Genomic DNA, 19072 nt, shown 5'->3' with positions numbered 1-19072 from the left:
CCGATCAGGAGCTACGGCTACGCATGAGCTCTTCTTGATGGTCACGGGCCGCGGTTCCGGGAGCCGGCGACGCGAGCCAGGTTCCGTCGGCCCGCAACGTCCAGCACCGGGTGGCCGGGTCGAGCGCCGACTCGAAGATCGAGTCGAGTTGCGCCGCCAGCCGGGGATCCTTCACCTGTGCCATCACCTCCACCCGGCGATCGAGGTTGCGATGCATCATGTCGGCGCTGCCGATCCAGATCTCGTCGGCTGCCCGGAAATGCAGGACGCGCGAGTGCTCCAGGAACCGCCCGAGGATGGACCGCACCGTGATGTTCTCGCTCAGTCCGGGTACTCCGGGCTTGAGCGCGCAGATGCCGCGCACGACGATCTCCACCGGCACCCCCGCGCAGGAGGCGCGGTACAGCGCGTCGATGACCTGCTCGTCGACCAGCGCATTGGCCTTCAGGCGGATCCGGGCGTCGCGACCGGCCGCGTGGTGCTCGATCTCGGCGTCGATCCGTTCGATGATGCCCGCCCGCACGCCGTGCGGGGCCACGAGCAGGTTGCGGTACTTCGCCATCCGCGAGTAACCGGTGAGCGTGTTGAACAGATCGGTCAGGTCCGCGCCGATCTCCGGGGCGGCGGTGAGCAGGCCGACGTCCTCGTAGAGCCGGGCGGTCTTCGGGTTGTAGTTGCCGGTACCGATGTGGCAGTAGCGGCGGATGAGCGAGCCCTCCCGGCGGACCACGAGGCACGTCTTGCAGTGGGTCTTCAGTCCCACCAGGCCGTACACCACGTGCACGCCGGCCTGTTCGAGCTTGCGGGCCCACTTGATGTTCGCCTGCTCGTCGAAGCGGGCCTTGATCTCCACCAGCGCCACCACCTGCTTGCCGGCCTCCGCCGCGGCGATCAGTGCGTTGACGATGGGGGAGTCGCCGGAGGTGCGGTAGAGGGTCTGCTTGATCGCGAGCACCTGGCTGTCGGCTGCGGCCTGCTCGATGAACCGTTGCACGCTGGTGGAGAAGGAGTCGTAGGGGTGGTGCACCAGCACGTCGCCCTCGCGCAGCGTCGAGAACACGCTCTTGGGGGTCTCGCGTTCGCCGAACGCGGGGTGCGTGGCCGGCACGAACGGCCGGTCCTTCAGGTCGGGGCGGTCCACGCCGTGCACCTGCCACAGGCTCGACAGGTCCAGCAGTCCCGGCAGCTGCACCACGTCGGCGGGATCGACGTCGAGCTCGCGCAGCAGCAGTTCGAGCATGTGCTCGGTCATGTCGTCGGCGACCTCGAGACGCACGGGAGAACCGAAGCGGCGACGGGCGAGTTCCCGCTCGAGCGCCTGGAGGAGATCCTCGTCGCGGTCCTCCTCGACCTCGAAGTCGGCGTTGCGCGTGACCCGGAAGGCGTGGTGCTCGACGATTTCCATGCCGGGGAACAGCACGTCGAGATGTGCCGCGATGAGTTCCTCGAGAGGCAGGAACGCGTCGATCTCGTCCGGGGAGCCTTCCCGGCGGACCCGGACGAAGCGATCCACGTTGTCCGGCACCTTCACCCGCGCGAAGTGCTCCCCGGCGGACTCCAGATCCTTCACGGTGACAGCGAGGTTGAGGCTCAGCCCGCTGATGTACGGGAACGGGTGTGCCGGATCGACCGCGAGGGGCGTCAGCACCGGGAACACCTGCTCGACGAAGTACGCGGTCAGGCGCTGTTTTTCGTCGTCGGTCAGATCCTCCCAGTCGATGATGGAAATGCCTTCGGCGGTCAGGGCGGGCAGGACCGAATCGAGGAAGACGAGAGCGTGCCGGCGCGCGATCTCCTGGGTGCTGCGCGCGATGAGCGCGAGTTGCGCTCGTGGCGACAGCCCGTCGGCGGAGCGGACCGACAGGCCGGTTTCGGCACGGCGCTTGAGGCCGGCGACGCGCACCATATAGAACTCGTCGAGGTTCGAGGCGAAGATCGCAAGGAACTTGGCGCGTTCGAGGAGCGGCAGAGACGTGTCCTCGGCCAGCGCGAGCACCCGCGCGTTGAAGTCGAGCCAGCTCAGTTCCCGGTTGAGGTAGCGGTCCAGCGGCAAGCCGTCGGCGACCGCCTGCAGCATCGTGGCTGCGGGCGGGGCGCTCGGCGCCGAGGCCGAACGGGTGGCGGTGGTGCCGTCGAGTCCGGCTCCGCCGTCGCCGGATGCCCCGGCGAACCCGGGAGGTTCGGTGTCGATGCGCTGGTCCGTGGAATCGCCGTGTTTCACACGTCGATCATCCCTCAGTTTCGGAACGGCGGACAATCCGTCGACGTACGTCACCCGAAGTCGGGATGACGAACGGGCATCGGCCATCCGATCCGCCCCAGAGCCGAGGCCGTCGCGGGCCCCACGCCCTGCGCCGTGGCGGCCTCGAGATCGGCGACGGTGTCCACGTCGAGCCGCAGTCCCGGCCAGTCCCCGGCCAGGGGGTGGGCTCCCGCCCGCACGTGACGGTGCGCCGAGTCCGGACCGAACAGCGGGTGCAGCGGTTCGGTCGTGCAGTGCAGCAGCGCCGAGGTGCCGGTGCCGGTGTGGTCCACGACGACCGCCCGGCCGACCTCGCGCGCCGCGGTCAGGGCCGCGGACAGTTCGGCGGGCCGCAGGGCCGGCAGGTCCGCGTGCAGCGCGACCAGATCCACGCCGGGCTCGCGGGACCGCACCCGCCGGGCCGCGGCGGCGAGCGCCGCATTCAGCGGATCGACGGCGGTGCCGGCCGTGTCGACGGCGGGGGGATCGGCGAGCGTGTGCGCCCCCGCGCGGAGAGCCAGCGCGGCGACATCGGCGTCGGTGGTGATCACGGTGACGGCGAGCCCCTCGACCGCCAGCGCCGCGTGGAGGGTGTCGTCGAGCATCGCGAGCACCAGGGCCGCTCGGGTGCCGGGGTCGAGGACGTGCGCCAGCCGCGACTTCGCCAGGCCGAGGGCCTTGACGGGAATCAGCGCGTGCGCGGCGGTCATGGTCGTCGATTCTGCCAGTCGGCGACGAGGACGGTCGCGGGCGCGGCGGTGGGCGATACTGGAGCGGTCGCGGCGGTGGTCTGCGGACGGGATCGGACACGAGTAAGGGGACTGCGTGAGCAAGGCTGCGGTGTTGGGTGCGGGGTCGTGGGGGACGGCCTTCGCGAAGGTACTGGCGGAGGCCGGAACGGACGTGACGATCTGGGCGCGGCGCGCGGAGGTGGCCGAGGCGATCGCCGCCCGGCACGAGAACCCGGACTATCTGCCGGGCGTCGAGTTGCCCTCGACGTTGCGCGCCACCGCGGATCACCGCGTCGCACTCGACGGAGTGGACTTCCTCGTCCTCGCGGTGCCGTCGCAGACGCTGCGCGCGAATCTCGGGGCGTGGCGCGACGACATCGGTTCCGACGCGACCCTGCTGAGCCTGGCGAAAGGCATCGAGGGCGGCACCCTCATGCGGATGAGTCAGGTGATCGCCCAGGTGACCGGTGCCGAACACGACCGCATCGCGGTGTTGTCCGGGCCGAATCTCGCCCGCGAGATCGCCGATCGGCAGCCCGCCGCCACGGTGATCGCGTGTTCCGACTCCACTCGGGCGCTCGAGATTCAAAGAGCATGTGCAACAGGGTATTTCAGGCCCTACACGAACACCGACGTGATCGGCTGCGAGATCGGCGGCGCGTGCAAGAACGTCATCGCGCTCGCGTGCGGCATGGCCGCCGGTGTCGGCCTCGGCGACAACACGATCGCCTCCATCATCACCCGTGGGCTGGCCGAGATCACCCGGCTGGGAACTGCCCTCGGTGCCAAGCCGACCACCCTGGCCGGGCTGGCGGGTGTCGGCGACCTCGTGGCCACGTGCACCTCGCCGCTGTCGCGTAACCGTTCGTTCGGGGAGCGACTGGGCAGGGGAGGGACACTCGAAAGCGCCCAGGAGGCCACGCACGGCCAGGTGGCCGAGGGGGTCAAGTCGTGCACCTCCGTCCGGGCGCTGGCGGCCAGTTACGACGTGGAGATGCCGCTCACCGACGCCGTGCACCGCGTCTGCTACGAGGGCATGTCGGTGCCCGAGGCGATCGGGCTGCTGCTCGGCCGCCGGATCAAGCCGGAGTGAGACCGTGCCGGGTGACTCCACACGCTGCGTGAAAGCGGTTGCTGCCGAACATATTCCAGGGTATCCGCTGCAGCCCGGTCCGGTCCTCGCCGCCCCTTACCAGCTCGGCGCGGAGGGCACGGAGACCGACACCTACGCTCGCGCCTCGAATCCCGGTTGGCGTGCCCTCGAATCCGCGCTGGCCGCGCTCGAGGGCGCGGCCGCGGCCCGGGTCGTCGGGTCCGGGATGTCCGCGGTCACCGTCGCGCTGCGGGCGCTGACCCGTGGCGGCGGCACCGTCGTCGTCCCCGCCGACGGGTACTACCAGGTGCGCGAATACGCGCGGGAACGCCTCGAGCCCCTCGGGATCACGGTCCACGAACTCACCGCCGCCCAGTTCGGCGACGGCAGTCTCCGCGCTGTCCTCGCCGGCGCCGGCGAGGGCGCGCTCGTGCTGGCCGAGACCCCGTCGAACCCGGGACTGGACGTCGTCGATCTGCGCGCCACCGCGGCGCTGTGCCGGACGGCCGGCGCCCTGCTGCTGGTGGACAACACCACCGCCACCCCGCTGGGGCAGCAGCCGCTCGCGCTGGGCGCGGACATCGTCGTCGCCAGCGGCACGAAATCGCTCAGCGGGCACAGCGATCTGCTGATGGGGTACCTCGCTGTCGCCGACGATGCACTCGTGCCGGCCCTCGACCGGGAGCGCCTGCTCTCCGGGACCGTCCTCGGCCCGTTCGAGACGTGGCTGGCGCACCGCAGCCTGGGCACCGCCGGGCTGCGCTTCGACCGGCAGTGCGCCAACGCGCTCGCCGCGGCGTCGATGCTGCGCGAGCATCCCGCCGTGCGCGGCGTCCGCTACCCCGGTCTGGGCGACGATCCCGCCCACCTCGTCGCCGCGGCACAGATGCGCCGGTTCGGGCCGCTGGTGACGTTCCGGCTCGACGGCGAACAGCAGTTCCACCGGTTCGTCGCGGCGAGCGAGCTCGTCACCGCCGCGACCAGTTTCGGGGGCATCCACACCACCGCCGACCGGCGCGCCCGCTGGGGCGATCCCGTACCGGCCGGCTTCGTGCGATTGTCCTGCGGGATCGAGGACACCGCCGACCTGCTCGACGATCTCGACCGCGCGCTCTCCCGGTGCTGAGCAGGACTCGGGTATCTACCGGGGCGGCGGCACCGGTACGGTTTGTGCCGTGAGCACACCCCGTATCCGGGTGGCCGTCGTCTTCGGCGGCCGCAGCAACGAACATTCCGTCTCCTGCGTTTCGGCGGGCAGCATCCTGCGCCACCTCGACCCGCAGCGTTACGAGGCCGTCCCGATCGGCATCACCACCGACGGCGCCTGGGTGCTCGCCGACACGGATCCCGAACGGCTCGCCAAGGCGGGCCGCGAGCTGCCGACCGTCGACGCGGAGGGAACGGCGCTGGTGCTCACCGCCGACCCCACTCGGGCCGGTGACATCGTCGCCCTCGACGAGGGCGAGTTCGGCAAGGTGCTCGCCTCCGTCGACGTCGTGTTCCCGGTGCTGCACGGCGCCTACGGCGAGGACGGCACGATCCAGGGGCTGCTCGAGCTCGCCGGCGTTCCGTACGTGGGACCCGGCGTGCTCGCCAGCGCCGCCGGGATGGACAAGGAGTTCACCAAGAAGCTGCTCGCGGCCGAGGGCCTGCCCGTCGGATTCCAGATCGTGCTGCGCCCCGGCGCCGCGACCCTCACCGAGGAGCAGAAACAGCGTCTCGGCCTCCCGGTCTTCGTCAAGCCCGCCCGCGGCGGCTCCTCCATCGGGATCAGCCGTGTCGCCGACTGGGCGGCGCTCGACGCGGCGATCGAGAAGGCCCGCCGGCACGACCCGAAGGTGATCGTCGAATCCGCGATCGTCGGTCGCGAGGTCGAGTGCGGCGTGCTCGAGTTCCCCGACGGCGACGTGCGCGCCAGTGTCGTCGCCGAGATCCGGATGCCCGACCCGTCCGGCGATCACGAGGCGTTCTACGACTTCGACACCAAGTACCTCGACGACGTGTGCGAGTTCGACGTGCCCGCCAAGCTCGACGACGACGTCTCCGACCGGATCCGGGAGCTCGCGGTCCGCGCCTTCCGCGCCCTCGACTGCCAGGGCCTGTCCCGCGTCGACTTCTTCGTCACGGAGGACGGGCCCGTGATCAACGAGATCAACACCATGCCCGGGTTCACGTCGATCTCGATGTACCCGCGTATGTGGGAGGCCAGCGGTCTCGAGTACCGCACGCTGCTGTCCACGCTGGTGGACACCGCACTGGCGCGGGGGACCGGGCTGCGCTGATCCGCCCTGGCGCGGGGGGACCGGGCTGCGCTGATCCGCCCGGGCGCGGACTAGTCTGGGGGCCATGACTGCCGTGACCCCTGACTCATCTGCAACCGTTTCCGGGGACGTCCGGGCGACCGGCGCCGGGGACACCCGCGAGGCCGTGCACGCCGCGGCCCGTCGCGCCCGCGTCGCCTCCCGCCGGCTCGCCCTGCTCACCACCGCGCAGAAGGACGCCGCCCTGCACGCCGCCGCGGACGCGGTGCTCGCCGCGTCCGACGCGGTGCTCGCCGCGAACGCCGAGGACATCGAGACCGCCCGCGCGGCGGGCACCGAGGAGTCCCTGCTCGACCGGCTCCGGCTGACGCAGGCCCGCGTCGAGGGCATCGCGGCGGGGCTGCGGCAGGTCGCGGGGCTGCCCGACCCGATCGGCGAGGTGGTCCGTGGCTCGACCCTGCCCAACGGCCTCGAGATCCGGCAGATGCGGGTGCCGCTCGGCGTCGTCGGGATGGTGTACGAGGCCCGGCCCAACGTCACCGTCGACGCCTTCGGCCTGGCCCTCAAGTCCGGCAACGCGGCCCTGCTGCGCGGGTCGTCGTCGGCAGCCCACTCCAACGCCGCCCTCGTCGAGGCCCTGCGCGGCGCCCTCGCGATGCAGGAGCTGCCGGAGGACGCCGTACAACTGCTGCCCAGCGCGGACCGGTCCTCGGTCACGCACCTCATCCAGGCACGCGGACTCGTCGACGTCGTCATCCCGCGCGGCGGTGCCGGCCTGATCTCCGCCGTCGTCCGCGACGCCACCGTGCCCACCATCGAGACGGGCGTGGGCAACTGCCACGTGTACGTGCACGCGTCGGCCGATCTGGACATGGCCGAGAAGATCGTCGTCAACGCCAAGACCCGCCGGCCCAGCGTGTGCAACACCGCCGAGACGATTCTGGTGGACAAGGCCGTCGCCGACACCGCCGTACCCCGGCTGCTGCAGGTGCTGCAGAACCACAGCGTCACCGTGCACGGTGACCTGCCCGGCCTCGAGCCGGCCACCGAGGCCGACTGGGCGGAGGAGTACCTGAGCCTCGACATCGCGCTCGCCGTCGTCGACGACCTCGACGCGGCCGTCGCGCACATCGACCGGTACGGCACCGGCCACACCGAGGCCATCGTCACCTCCGACCTCGCGGCCGCCCGGGAGTTCTCCGCGCGGGTCGACGCCGCAGCCGTTATGGTCAACGCCTCGACGGCGTTCACCGACGGCGAGCAGTTCGGGTTCGGTGCCGAGATCGGCATCTCCACCCAGAAGCTGCATGCCCGCGGCCCGATGGGACTGCCGGAACTCACCTCCACCAAGTGGGTGGTGTGGGGCGACGGCCACACCCGGCCGGCCTGAGGGTTCGCGACAGCGCTCGACGAGACCGGACCGGACGAGACCCGGACCCGACAGGGCCGGCCCCGACGAAAGGACACAGCGTGGACCGTGCGCTGCCGACCACCCCGCCGATCTTCGCCGACGTCGACGAGGTGATCGACCGCCTCGCCGAGACCGGATACCTCGCCGACAAGGCCACGGCCACCGCGGTGTTCCTTGCCGACCGCCTCGGCAAGCCGCTGCTCATCGAGGGCCCCGCCGGGGTGGGCAAGACCGAGCTCGCCCGGGCGGTGGCGCAGACCTCCGGCGCCGAGCTGGTGCGGCTGCAGTGCTACGAGGGTGTCGACGAGTCGCGGGCGCTGTACGAGTGGAACCACGCCAAGCAGATCCTGCGGATCCAGGCCGGCACCGACCATTCCTGGGACGCGACGAAGCAGGACGTGTTCTCCGAGGAGTTCCTCCTGCCGCGCCCGCTGCTGACCGCCATCCGCCGGGAGGATCCGACGGTGCTCCTGGTCGACGAGGTCGACAAGGCGGACGTGGAGATCGAGGGTCTGCTGCTCGAGGTGCTCAGCGATTTCGCGGTGACCGTGCCCGAGCTCGGCACCATCAGCGCCACCCGCAAGCCCTTCACGGTGCTCACCTCGAACGCGACGCGGGAGCTGTCCGAGGCACTCAAGCGACGCTGCCTGTTCCTGCACCTCGACTTCCCCGACGCCGACCTCGAGCGCCGCATCCTGGCGAGCCGGGTACCGGAGCTGCCCGAGACGGTCGCCGAGCAGCTCGTGCGCACGGTCCGGGTGCTGCGCGGCATGCAGCTCAAGAAGCTGCCGTCGGTGGCGGAGACGATCGACTGGGGCCGCACGCTGCTCGCCCTGGGCCTCGACACCCTCGACGACGCCGCCGTGCGGGCCACGCTCGGGGTGATCCTCAAACACCAGTCCGATCAGCTGCGGGCCGCGGCCGAGCTGCGGTTGAACTGACATGGCCGGGGCACGCCCGCCGGTGCGGGACCAGGGGCCGGCGGCGCCGCACGGCCTGCCCGGCCACCTGGTCGGGTTCGTCGAGGCACTGCGCCGCCGCGGCATTCCCGTAGGACCGTCCGAGACCGTCGATGCCGGCCGGGTCATGTCGGTGCTCGACCTGCTCGACCGGGACGCCCTCCGCGAGGGGCTGGCGTGCGCGCTGCTGCGCCGGCCCACCCACCGCCCGACCTTCGATGCCCTGTTCGACCTGTGGTTCCCGGCAGCGGTCGGCCGCCGCGAGGCCGGCGGGATCGATCCGGCGCTGCCGCGCACCCCGGACGGCGAGATCGACTTCGAGGCGCTGCGGGATCTGATCGCCGAGATACTCGCCGACGACTCCGCCGACGCGGTCGAGCTCGTCGAGCTGCTGACCGCGCAGATCGTCGAGGAGCTGGGGCAGTACACCTCGGGCAACGGACCGTCGTTCTCGGCGTACCAGGCGCTGCGCCAGGTGTCGCCCGAAACGCTGGTCTCGAAGATCCTCGAGGGCCTGCTCGGCAACGCCGGCCCGGAGGAGCGGGCTCAGGACACCGAGTACGCCACCGAGGTGGCGCGCCGCACGGCGGCGCGCCGAGTGGCGGATTTCCGGGCCATGGTCGAGCGCGAGACGCGTCGCCGCACCGCCGAACAGGTCGGACGCGACCGCGTCGCCACCTACGGGGTGCCCAAGCTCGCCGAGGAGGTCGACTTCCTGCGTGCCACCGACGCCGAGCTCACCGCGCTGCGCCGCAGCGTCACCCCGCTGGCGCGGCTGCTGGCGAGCCGGCTCGCCGCGCGCCGGCGGCGGGCCCGTGCGGGAGCGATCGACCTGCGCCGGACGCTGCGCAAGTCGATGTCCACCGGCGGGGTGCCCATCGACCTGGTCAACCGCAAGCCGCGCCCGGCCCGTCCGGAGCTGGTGGTGCTCTGCGACGTCTCCGGGTCGGTCGCCGGCTTCTCCCACTTCACCCTGCTGCTCGTGCATGCCCTGCGCGAGCAGTTCTCCCGCGTCCGGGTGTTCGCGTTCATCGACAGCACCGACGAGGTCACCCACCACTTCTCCGCCGGCGCCGACCTCGGGGCCGCCATGTCGCGGATGCTGCGCGAGGCCGAGCTGATCGCCTACGACGGCCACTCCGACTACGGTCACGCGCTGGGCGTGTTCACCGAGCGGTACGCGCACAGCCTCACCAGCCGCAGCTCCCTGCTCGTGCTCGGCGACGCGCGGACCAACTACCGCGATCCCAACCTCGGCGCCCTCGAGCACCTGGTGGCCGTCGCCCGGCACGCCCACTGGCTCAACCCGGAACCCCGCGGCCAATGGGGAACCGGAGATTCGGCGGCGAAGGCGTACGGCGAGGTGATCACGATGCACGAGTGCCGGTCCGCGCAGCAGCTCGCGCAGGTGGTGGCGGGCCTGCTGCCGGTGTGAACCCGTAAGCTGGACAATCGTGCATGAGCCATCCGCCCCGAATCCGGCGCCGCGACGTCGCGACGGTGACACACGACACGGCGTCGGTGACACACGACGTCGCGTCGGTGTCATGGGCGGCACCTTCGACCCCATCCACCACGGGCACCTCGTCGCAGCCAGCGAGGTGGCCGACCGGTACGACCTCGACGAGGTCGTGTTCGTGCCCACCGGACAGCCGTGGCAGAAGTCGGGGAGCGAGGTCAGCACGGCCGAGGACCGCTATCTGATGACGGTCATCGCGACCGCCTCGAATCCGCGGTTCTCCGTCAGCCGGGTCGACATCGAGCGGGACAAGGCCACCTACACTGTCGACACGCTGCGCGACCTGCGTTCGCTGATGCCCGACGCCCAGCTGTACTTCATCACCGGCGCCGACGCGATCGCCTCGATCCTGTCGTGGCAGAACTGGACCGAATTGTTCGAGCTGGCCCGGTTCGTGGGAGTGTCGCGTCCGGGCTACGACCTGCACGTCGAGCATCTCGCCGAACACCTCGAGAAGCTGCCCGCCGACACCGTCGGTCTCGTCGAGATCCCCGCGCTGGCGATCTCCTCGACCGACTGCCGGACGCGGGTGCGTGACCACAGGCCCATCTGGTACCTGGTGCCGGACGGGGTGGTGCAGTACATCACCAAGCGCAACCTGTACCGGCCCGCGAACTCGCGGCGCCTCGACGGGGCGGCGACCGTGTCATATCCCCACGCCGAGTCCCACCCCCACCCCGAGTCCCACCCCCACCCCGAGAGGAAGACCACGCAGTGACGGCAACTGCAGAAGCCATCGAGATGGCACGCATCGCGGCCCGCGCGGCCGACGAGAAACTGGCCACCGATGTCGTGGTGCTGGACGTGTCCGAGCAACTGGTCATCACCGACTGCTTCGTGATCGCCTCCGCGGCCAACGAGCGTCAGGTCAACGCCATCGTCGACAACGTCGAGGAGAAGCTGCGGCTGGCAGGCCACAAGCCCGTGCGGCGCGAGGGCACCCGCGAGGGTCGCTGGACGCTGCTGGACTACGTCGACGTGGTGGTACACATCCAGCACGACGACGAACGCAACTTCTACGCACTCGACCGGCTGTGGAAGGACTGCCCGGTGATCACCGTCGACGGCATCGGCGCTCCCGCGCCGGCCGACGACACCGGCGCGGGGTCGCCCGCGGCCGACGACACCGGCGCGGGGTCGCCCGCGGCCGACGACACCGGCGCGGGGTCGCCCGCGGCCGACGACACCGGCGCGGGGTCGCCCGCGGCCGACGACGCCACGCCCACCGCGGACGACACGCCGGGCGACCGGTGACCCATCGGGTACCGGTCCGGCGCCTGATCCTGGTGCGTCACGGGCAGACCGAGTACAACGCCACCAGCCGGATGCAGGGGCAGCTCGATACCGAGCTGTCCGAGCTGGGGCGGCGTCAGGCCGTGGCCGCCGCCCGGATCCTCGTCGAGCACCGGCCCGTGGCGATCGTCTCCTCCGATCTGCGGCGCGCCTACGACACCGCCGTCGAACTCGGTGACCAGGCCGGCCTGCCGGTGGCGATCGATCCGCGGCTGCGCGAGACCCACCTCGGCCGGTGGCAGGGCCTGACCCACCACGACGTGGACTCGGTGTCCCCGGGGGCGCGGGCAGCGTGGCGGGCCGACGCCACCTGGGCGCCTCCCGAGGGGGAGAGCCGGGTCGACGTGGCCCGGCGCAGCGCCCCGGTGATCCAGGAACTGCTCGACAAACACGAGCAGTGGGTGCAGCGGCCGATCATCGTCGTCGCGCACGGCGGACTGATCGCGGCACTGACCGCCGCACTGCTCGATCTCCCGGTCGACCGGTGGCCGGTCCTCGGCGGACTCGGCAACACCGGCTGGGTCCAGCTCAGCGGATACGGGGACCAGCCCGCGTGGCGGCTCGACGTGTGGAACGCGACGGCTACGGTGGCGGCCGATGACGTCCTCTGACCCACGGCCGGTGGCCGGGCCGCAGCGGCCGACGCTGCTCGTGATCGGTGACTCGCTCAGCTACTACGGTCCGAAGGGCGGACTGCCGGCGGACCATCCGCGGATCTGGCCGAACATCGTGGCGCGGGAACTCGACTGGGACGTCGAACTCGTCGCGCGGATCGGGTGGACGACACGCGACGCGTGGTGGGCGATGACGCAGGATCCACGCGTGTGGGCGACGATCCCGCGGGCCGGTGCCGTCGTGCTGGCCGTGGGCGGCATGGACACCCTGCCGTCCCCTCTGCCGACGGCGCTGCGGGAGACCCTGCGCTACGTGCGGCCGCCGCGCCTGCGCCGCGTCGTGCGGGAGACCTACGGATGGCTGCAGCCCCGGCTCTCGCCCCTCGGCTGGCCGGTGGCCCTGCCGCCCCGGGTCAGCGTGGACTACCTCGAAACCATCCGCGCGTCGCTGGCGTACATGCGGCCGGACCTGCCCGTGATCGGCACGCTGCCGTCGGTGCATCGCAGCGAGCAGTACCGCGCCGTGCACCGCGGCCGTCCCGCCGCGGCCCGGGCGATCAACCGCTGGGCGTCCGAAAAGTCGGTTCCCCTGGTCGATCTCGGCGAGGCCGTGCACGCGGACATCCACTCCGGCGCGGCGAACCCGGACGGCATCCACTGGGGCTGGGACGGGCACAGCGAGGTGGCCGCCGCGGTTCTCGAGGCGGTACGGATGGTGCGCCGGGATGCGCGCGCCGCCGCGGAGGACATACGGTAGGCGGCGTGTCTGTAGTAGTGGTGACCGACTCGTCGTGCTGTCTCGACCCGGAAATGGTGGAGCGGTACGACATCCGTGTCGTGCCGCTGCACGTGATCGTCGACGGTGTCGAATTGCGCGAGGGCGTGGACGATCTGCCCGCCGACCTGTCCGGCGTCACCACCTCCGGTCCCTCCCCGGCCGAACTGACGGAGGCGTACGCCGAGGCGCTGTCGGACAGCGGTGGCGACGGCGTGGTCGCCGTGCACCTGTCCCGTGAGCTGTCGGGTACCTGGTCGGCCGCCCGCTACGCCGCCGACGCCCTCGGTGACCGGGTACAGCTGGTCGACAGTCGAACCACCGCAATGGGTTTGGGATTCGCTGCCCTGGCGGGGGCGGAGCTGGCCCGGTCCGGTGCGAGCGTGCGGGCCGTCTACGAACGGGCTGTGGAGGTCGCCGCCCGCAGCCGGACCCTGCTGGTGGTCGACCGGCTCGACCATCTGCGCCGTGGCGGCCGCATCGGCACCGCCACGGCCCTGCTGGGCACCGCTCTGGCGATGAAGCCGGTGCTCCACCTCGTCGACGGCCGGCTGGTGCTGCGGGAGAAGACCCGCACCATGACCAAGGCGATGGCGAAGCTGGTCGACGGCGTCGTCGACACCGCGGACCCGGTGACCGCGGTGGCCGTCCACCACCGCGAGGCCCCCGAACGCGCCGAACAGCTCGTCGCACAGCTCGCCGAGCGGCTGCCCGCCGGCACCGCGCTGTCGGTGTCCGAACTCGACGCGGTTCTCGGCGCACACGTCGGTCCCGGCGCCGTCGGGGTGGTCGTCTCCCGCGCGTAGGGGTTGTCCACAGGCACACGATTCATCCACAGATTCGCCGGATCGCTTCGGCGGCCGCGTGGACGGCGGCCGGATCCGGTTAGCGTCGCGCCATGGGCAGCAGCGACGAGCACGATCTCGTGCGCAGCCGGCTCGACGCGATCGCCCGGTCCGCCGGCGATCGGGCATCGGCGGCGCCGACGATCCCGCACCAGGCGGACGACGACCCGCACCCGTGGTACGACCCGGCCGGCACCGTCGAGCCGCCGGGTCCGCTCGAGCGGTTGCGCGCGGCGCGCTGGCAGACCGGCCGGGGTGGGGCCGGGGCCCTCGCCGCGGTCGGTGTCGTGGCGGTGCTGGCCACACTCGTCGTGGTCTGGGGCGATCGTCCCGTCGCGGAGCCGGTACCGCCGCTGCCGGCGGTGGAGGTTGCGGCACCGGCGGCCGACCCCGTTGCGTCCCGGCAGGACACGGCGCCGGACGAGGTGGTGGTCAGCGTGGTGGGCCTGGTGGGCAAGCCCGGCCTGGTGCGGGTCGCGCCCGGCGCGCGGGTCGCCGACGCCCTCGCCGCCGCGGGCGGCACCCTCGACGGTGCGGACCTGACCACCCTGAATCTGGCGCAGCGGCTCGCGGACGGAGACCAGGTCGTGGTGGGTGCGTCGCCGCCGGTTCCGCCGGCGAGCGGGGTGTCCGGCTCCGGCGGCGAGGGTGGGGTCGGGGAGCCCGGCGCACCCCCCGGGGCGGGGCCGGTGAACCTCAATACCGCCGACGAGGCGACGCTCGATGCGCTGCCCGGCGTCGGTCCCGTCACCGCGGCCGCGATCGTCGCGTGGCGCCGGGACAACGGGCCGTTCACCGACGTCGAACAGCTCGCCGAGGTCGACGGGATCGGTCCCGCTCGGCTGGCACGCCTGCGGACGCTGGTCGTGGTGTGACCGCGCCCGACCGCGACGACGCGCGACTGGTGCCGGGCGCGGTCGCGGCGTGGGCCGCAACCGCGCTCGGGTTGCACGCCGGCTGGCGGGTCTCGTTCGGGATCGCGGCGACGGCCGCCGTGTGCGCGGTGGCCACGGTCGTCGTGGCACGGCGACGACGGCTTCGTGCCGCGGCCCGGCCGCTGCTCGCCGCTCTCGTCGTCGCTGCCGGATTCTCGGCGGCGGTCGCACTGCGGGTGTGGGCGGCCGAGACGCATCCGCTCGCCGCCGCGGCCGCGCGCGCCGGCTGGGCCACCCTGGTGGTCGAACCGACGGAGGACCCGAAAAGATTGGGAGACAGTGCGTTCGGTGGGGACCAGGTGCTGGTGCCGGCAACGTTGCACCGCGCCGAGCTGGGACCCGACCGGTACTCGGGCGGCGGCGCCGTCGTGGTGTTCGCCCCTGTCGACGAGTGGGCGGAGCTGCTGCCGGGCCAGCGGATCACCCTGCGCGGACGGCTCGCCGAACCGGACGGCGCGGATCTGACGGTGGCCGTGGTCCGTGTCGACGGCCCGCCCCGATCGGTGCAGGCCCCCTCGCAGGTGCAGCAGTGGGCGGGACGGATCCGCGAGCGGCTCGCCTCGGCGTCCGGAGCGGTGCTCCCGCCCGCTGCGGCCGGGCTCTTGCCGGGCCTCGTCGTCGGCGACACCTCACGGCTGTCCGACGACGTCCGGGAGAGCTTCCGGGTGGCGGGACTGACCCACCTGACCGCGGTGTCCGGGGCCAACGTCAGCATCGTCCTCGGCGCGGTGCTCCTCGCCGTGCGGGGCCTCGGCCTCGGCCCCCGCACCGGCACGGCGCTCGCGGCGGTCGCGCTGGTGGCGTTCGTCGTCGTCGTGCGCCCGTCGCCGAGCGTGCTGCGCGCCGCCGCGATGGGAGCGATCGGGTTGCTCGCTCTGGTGACGGGCCGGCGCCGGCACGGCCTGCCGGCCCTCGCGGGCGCGGTCGGCGCCCTGCTCGTCGCCGCACCGGAACTCGCGACGGACGTCGGGTTCGCCCTGTCGGTCGCGGCCACCGCCGGGCTGGTGCTGGTGGCGCCGGCCTGGGTGACCCGGCTGCGGGCCCGCGGCTGGCCCCGCTCGGCGGCGGAGGTGTGCGCCGTCTCGGCGGCCGCGTTCGTCGTGACCGCCCCGATCGTCGCCGCACTGTCCGGCACCGTCAGCGTCGTGGCGGTCGCGGCCAACATCCTGGTCGCGCCGGTACTTCCGCCGTTGACCGTGCTCGGTACCACCGTCGCGGTGGTCTCCACGGCGTCGCCGACGGCGGCGGAGCTGCTCGCCCGCGGCACCGCACCCATGCTGTGGTGGATCCTCGAGGTGGCGGACCGCGCGGCCGACCTGCCCCTGGCCGAGGTGCCCGTGCCCGGAGGCGTGGGCGGAGCAGTCGCCGTCGGGGGCGGGCTCGTCGCCGCCCGGTGCCTGCCGCGACTGTGGCGTGGACGCCGGCCCGGGGCCCCGGCGGTGATGTCCGGCCGTCGTGGCACGATCGATCCGTGAGCAACCCGCAGCTGCATCTCGTGCTCGGTGACGAAGACCTCCTCGTCGAACGCGCCGTCGCGCGGATCGTCGGTGACGTCCGGGCGCGGACGGGTGCGGGGTCCGAGCTGCCCGTCTCGCGGCTGCGCGCCGGGGACGCCGGCGCGGCCGAACTCGCCGAGCTGCTGAGCCCGTCGCTGTTCGCCGAGGACCGGGTGGTCGTCCTCGAATCCGCCGCGGAGGCCGGCAAGGACGCCGTCGCGCTGATCCTCGATGCGGCGACCGAACCGCCCGAGGGGGTCTCCCTGGTCGTCCTGCACAGTGGCGGCGGCCGCGCGAAGGCCATGGTGGGCGCCCTGCAGAAGTGCGGCGCCGAGACCCACGAGTGCGCCAGGATCACCAAGGCGGCCGAGCGGGTGGACTTCGTGCGTGCGGAGTTTCGCGCGGCGGGTGTGCGGGTCGCGCCGGAGGTCGTGCAGGCGGTCATCGACGCCGTGGGCTCCGACCTGCGGGAGCTGGCAGCGGCGTGCAGCCAGCTGGTCGCCGACACGGGCGGCAAGATCGACGCCGCAGCCGTGCAGCGCTACTACTCCGGCAAGGCCGAGGTCACCGGGTTCGAGGTGGCCGAGAAGGCCGTGGCGGGCGACGAGCCGGGGGCGCTGGAATCGTTGCGGTGGGCGACGCATCGGGGCGTCGCGCACGTCCTGCTCGCCGACGCCCTCGCGGATGCTGTCCACACGATCGCGCGGGTCGGCTCGGCCGGGCGCGGGGACCCGTTCAAGATGGCATCCGAGCTCGGGATGCCCCCGTGGAAGGTGAAGAAGGCTCAGGCCCAGGCACGCGCGTGGGACCCGGGATCGATCGGGGCGGCGCTGCAGGTCGTGGCCGACCTCAACGCCGACGTCAAGGGCGCGGCCGCGGACGCCGACTACGCGGTGGAGCGCGCCGTGCGCCGCGTCGCGGGGCTGGCCGGCCGGACCCACTAATCCGAAAATGAGGTGACCTGCGCACGGGTGCGAACACGTGCCAGCTCCCGGCGGAGCGGGCGTGTCGTGGTGCGGGTCAGGCGGCCGGTGTCAAGGTGACGGAGTACCCGAGGGCTTCGAGTTGACGAATGTGACTGTGTTTCCGTCTGTCCGGATCGAGGTGGCGGGTGAAGTGATCGGCACCGAGATCGGCAAAAGCTGCGTTCTCGTCGGAGAGCAGATGCCAGACGATGATCAGGATCGAACGCCCGACAGCGACGATGGCTCGCTTCTTGCCTCGTCGTCTGGCGATCCGCCGATACCTGGCACCGAGAAACGTGTCGGTGCGGCCCGCAATCACGGCGGCCTCTCCTAGAACCCGGGCAAGGTAGCGGTTGCCGTGCCCGGTCGAACCGTTGCCCTTGGACTTACCCGCGGAGGAGTGGACACCGGGAGAGAACTTCGCCCAGGAGCACAAGTGCCCGGCGGTCGGGAACCGCGACATGTCCACCCCGATTTCGGCGAGAATGATCGCGGCGGCCACCGGCCCGATCCCCGGGATCTCATCCAGTTGCGCCGCCGCCTGCGCGAAAGGGACCAGCTGCGCCTCGATCTGTTCGTCGACCGCGGCGATGTCGGCGTCGATCGCATCGATCCGGCCCAGCATCCGCGTGAGCAGGAACGCGTGGTGGTCGTCGAAGTGCCCACTCAGCGCCTCCTCGAGCAGGCCGATCTTCGCCCGCATCCTCGACCGGGCCAGCTGTGCGAGGACTTTCGGATCCCGCTCGCCGGCGATCAATGCGGCCATCATCTCCCGCCCGGAGACACCGAAGATGTCCGAGGCCACGACGGAGAGTTTGATGCAGGCATCCTCGAGCAGTTTCTCGACCCGGTTCTTTTCCGCTCCGCGGGCACCGACCAGGTCGACGCGGTAGCGGGTCAGATCCCGCAGCTGACGGATAGGACGTGGTGGTACGAAGCTCGGGCGCAGCATCTGTCGTTCGGCGACCTTGCACAACCAGACCGCATCGAGGACGTCGGTCTTGGGGCGTCCCGGCAGATGCTTCACGTCGCGGGCATTGACCAGCCACGGGTCGAGTCCGTGTGCTTCGAGCAAGTAGAACACCGGTTTCCAGTAGTCCGACGTCGCTTCCATCACCACGCGTTCGACACCCGACTCGACGAGGTGGTTGGCCAGTTCGGTCAACGCCCGCGTCATCGTCGTATGGGTGGACACCTCCTGCATCCGTTTCCTCCGATTGCCCATAGCGGGAATCCGGACACAGCACACCACCTCGGCCTTGCCGATATCGAGGGCGGCGACCCGGGAGATGATCTGTTCCTCGTCGTGAGACTCGATCAGCATCGTGTTCTCCTCATCGACGCACACCGTGTGATCGGGGTGGTCGCCCGTGGGGGTCACCGGGGTGAAACAGAATCTAATCCTCGTGCTCTACAACCATCGGCAACAGTGAAGGGCCCGCGGCGTGACCCCCAACGCCCGGCTAGACGACGGCCTCGAAGGACCATAGTGGCACGGCGTCGACGGGCGACCACCACACCATTTTCACCCCGGAACGGGCGTCCCGACAGGGACATATTGGCTAGACGACGGAAGCCGCCCGGTCCGAGGGACGGGGCGGCTTCCGGAGCAGAGCTTGCGTTCTACCTCAGAGTCCGTTGGCGACCTTGGCCAGGGCGGACTTCTTGTTGGCGGCCTGGTTGGCGTGGATCACGCCCTTGCTGGCAGCCTTGTCGAGCTTGCGGCTGGTGGAGACGAGGAGCTCGGTGGCCTTGTCCTTGTCACCGGCGGCCGCGGCCTCGCGGAAGGAACGGATCGCCGTGCGCAGCGAGGACTTGACCGACTGGTTGCGGAGTCGGTTGCGCTCGTTGGTGCGGATCCGCTTCACCTGGGACTTGATGTTGGCCACGCGTAAAATCCTGTCGTCTTGCTGGTAGTTGGTCGGAAAGCTCT

At 71.7% G+C, this 19072-nt stretch carries 17 protein-coding genes and 1 pseudogene; 14 read left to right on the top strand and 4 right to left on the bottom strand.

The window, feature by feature from the left end; genetic code table 11:
* Nucleotides 1–4 precede the first annotated feature (4 nt).
* Nucleotides 5–2221, bottom strand: a complete 2217-nt coding sequence (locus KZJ41_RS17460; protein ID WP_029544397.1) for an RNA degradosome polyphosphate kinase — start codon at nucleotides 2219–2221, stop codon at nucleotides 5–7.
* Nucleotides 2222–2271: 50 nt separating this feature from the next.
* Complete coding sequence (cofC, locus tag KZJ41_RS17455; RefSeq protein ID WP_006933746.1) at nucleotides 2272–2952, bottom strand: 2-phospho-L-lactate guanylyltransferase; 681 nt, start codon at nucleotides 2950–2952, stop codon at nucleotides 2272–2274.
* A 115-nt stretch (nucleotides 2953–3067) separates the two neighbouring features.
* Here cofC and KZJ41_RS17450 point away from each other — a divergent pair, with 115 nt between their 5' ends.
* The 14 genes and pseudogenes from KZJ41_RS17450 (at nucleotide 3068) to holA (ending at nucleotide 17118) form a co-directional block, all read left to right on the top strand.
* Nucleotides 3068–4066 carry an NAD(P)H-dependent glycerol-3-phosphate dehydrogenase gene (locus tag KZJ41_RS17450; protein WP_006933747.1) on the top strand — a complete coding sequence of 333 codons (999 nt, stop codon included), beginning with the start codon at nucleotides 3068–3070 and terminating at the stop codon, nucleotides 4064–4066.
* A gap of 4 nt (nucleotides 4067–4070) precedes the next feature.
* Nucleotides 4071–5192 (top strand): cystathionine gamma-lyase, encoded by a 1122-nt coding sequence (locus KZJ41_RS17445; protein ID WP_043796488.1) that lies wholly within the window; start codon nucleotides 4071–4073, stop codon nucleotides 5190–5192.
* Between the two features lie 49 nt (nucleotides 5193–5241).
* Complete coding sequence (locus KZJ41_RS17440) at nucleotides 5242–6348, top strand: D-alanine--D-alanine ligase family protein (RefSeq protein ID WP_006933750.1); 1107 nt, start codon at nucleotides 5242–5244, stop codon at nucleotides 6346–6348.
* A gap of 64 nt (nucleotides 6349–6412) precedes the next feature.
* Complete coding sequence (locus KZJ41_RS17435) at nucleotides 6413–7717, top strand: glutamate-5-semialdehyde dehydrogenase (protein ID WP_029544392.1); 1305 nt, start codon at nucleotides 6413–6415, stop codon at nucleotides 7715–7717.
* An 80-nt stretch (nucleotides 7718–7797) separates the two neighbouring features.
* A complete protein-coding gene (locus KZJ41_RS17430; RefSeq protein ID WP_006933754.1) occupies nucleotides 7798–8679 on the top strand; it encodes a MoxR family ATPase in 882 nt (293 codons plus the stop codon).
* Between the two features lies 1 nt (nucleotide 8680).
* Nucleotides 8681–10132: a VWA domain-containing protein gene (locus KZJ41_RS17425; protein WP_043796479.1), complete on the top strand. Its 1452-nt coding sequence runs from the start codon at nucleotides 8681–8683 to the stop codon at nucleotides 10130–10132.
* Between the two features lie 19 nt (nucleotides 10133–10151).
* A complete protein-coding gene (gene nadD, locus KZJ41_RS17420; protein WP_080688406.1) occupies nucleotides 10152–10934 on the top strand; it encodes a nicotinate-nucleotide adenylyltransferase in 783 nt (260 codons plus the stop codon).
* Nucleotides 10931–11332: pseudogene (rsfS, locus tag KZJ41_RS17415) on the top strand (ribosome silencing factor); the annotation flags it as partial. The gene nadD and the pseudogene rsfS, both read left to right, overlap by 4 nt.
* A gap of 134 nt (nucleotides 11333–11466) precedes the next feature.
* Nucleotides 11467–12120, top strand: a complete 654-nt coding sequence (locus tag KZJ41_RS17410) for a histidine phosphatase family protein (protein WP_006933762.1) — start codon at nucleotides 11467–11469, stop codon at nucleotides 12118–12120.
* Nucleotides 12107–12880, top strand: coding sequence for a diglucosylglycerate octanoyltransferase (gene octT, locus KZJ41_RS17405; RefSeq protein WP_043797381.1), 774 nt, complete (start codon nucleotides 12107–12109; stop codon nucleotides 12878–12880). Before KZJ41_RS17410 ends, octT begins: the two co-directional genes overlap by 14 nt.
* A gap of 5 nt (nucleotides 12881–12885) precedes the next feature.
* The gene (locus KZJ41_RS17400; protein ID WP_029544382.1) at nucleotides 12886–13704 is read left to right on the top strand and encodes a DegV family protein; all 819 of its coding nucleotides are present in this window, start codon (nucleotides 12886–12888) and stop codon (nucleotides 13702–13704) included.
* A 92-nt stretch (nucleotides 13705–13796) separates the two neighbouring features.
* Nucleotides 13797–14618: a ComEA family DNA-binding protein gene (locus KZJ41_RS17395; RefSeq protein WP_006933775.1), complete on the top strand. Its 822-nt coding sequence runs from the start codon at nucleotides 13797–13799 to the stop codon at nucleotides 14616–14618.
* Nucleotides 14615–16153, top strand: coding sequence for a ComEC/Rec2 family competence protein (locus KZJ41_RS17390; protein ID WP_043797377.1), 1539 nt, complete (start codon nucleotides 14615–14617; stop codon nucleotides 16151–16153). The genes KZJ41_RS17395 and KZJ41_RS17390 overlap by 4 nt, the downstream gene beginning before the upstream one ends.
* On the top strand, nucleotides 16150–17118 hold the full coding sequence (gene holA / locus KZJ41_RS17385) for a DNA polymerase III subunit delta (RefSeq protein ID WP_006933777.1): 969 nt from the start codon (nucleotides 16150–16152) through the stop codon (nucleotides 17116–17118). Before KZJ41_RS17390 ends, holA begins: the two co-directional genes overlap by 4 nt.
* Nucleotides 17119–17194: 76 nt before the next feature.
* On the opposite strand, the gene KZJ41_RS17380 is transcribed toward holA, so the two are convergent.
* Together KZJ41_RS17380 and rpsT are read right to left on the bottom strand one after the other, a co-directional pair.
* Nucleotides 17195–18463 (bottom strand): IS110 family transposase, encoded by a 1269-nt coding sequence (locus tag KZJ41_RS17380; protein WP_029544375.1) that lies wholly within the window; start codon nucleotides 18461–18463, stop codon nucleotides 17195–17197.
* A 304-nt stretch (nucleotides 18464–18767) separates the two neighbouring features.
* Entirely contained in the window at nucleotides 18768–19028 is a 261-nt protein-coding gene (rpsT, locus tag KZJ41_RS17375; protein WP_003937021.1) for a 30S ribosomal protein S20, read from the bottom strand.
* Nucleotides 19029–19072 lie beyond the last annotated feature (44 nt).

This window comes from Rhodococcus sp. 11-3 (assembly GCF_023704055.1).
Classification (GTDB): Bacteria; Actinomycetota; Actinomycetes; order Mycobacteriales; family Mycobacteriaceae; genus Rhodococcus; species Rhodococcus aetherivorans.
Note: the sequence above shows the minus strand (reverse complement) of the source record. Positions and strands in the feature narration are given on the sequence as shown.

Bases quoted from the DNA above. Each gene is read 5' to 3' on its own strand.
- cofC (WP_006933746.1), bottom strand. From the start codon at position 2,952: ATGACCGCCGCGCACGCGCTGATTCCCGTCAAGGCCCTCGGCCTGGCG.
- KZJ41_RS17435 (WP_029544392.1), top strand. From the start codon at position 6,413: ATGACTGCCGTGACCCCTGACTCATCTGCAACCGTTTCCGGGGACGTC.
- KZJ41_RS17425 (WP_043796479.1), top strand. From the start codon at position 8,681: ATGGCCGGGGCACGCCCGCCGGTGCGGGACCAGGGGCCGGCGGCGCCG.
- octT (WP_043797381.1), top strand. From the start codon at position 12,107: ATGACGTCCTCTGACCCACGGCCGGTGGCCGGGCCGCAGCGGCCGACG.
- KZJ41_RS17395 (WP_006933775.1), top strand. From the start codon at position 13,797: ATGGGCAGCAGCGACGAGCACGATCTCGTGCGCAGCCGGCTCGACGCG.
- KZJ41_RS17380 (WP_029544375.1), bottom strand. From the start codon at position 18,463: ATGCTGATCGAGTCTCACGACGAGGAACAGATCATCTCCCGGGTCGCC.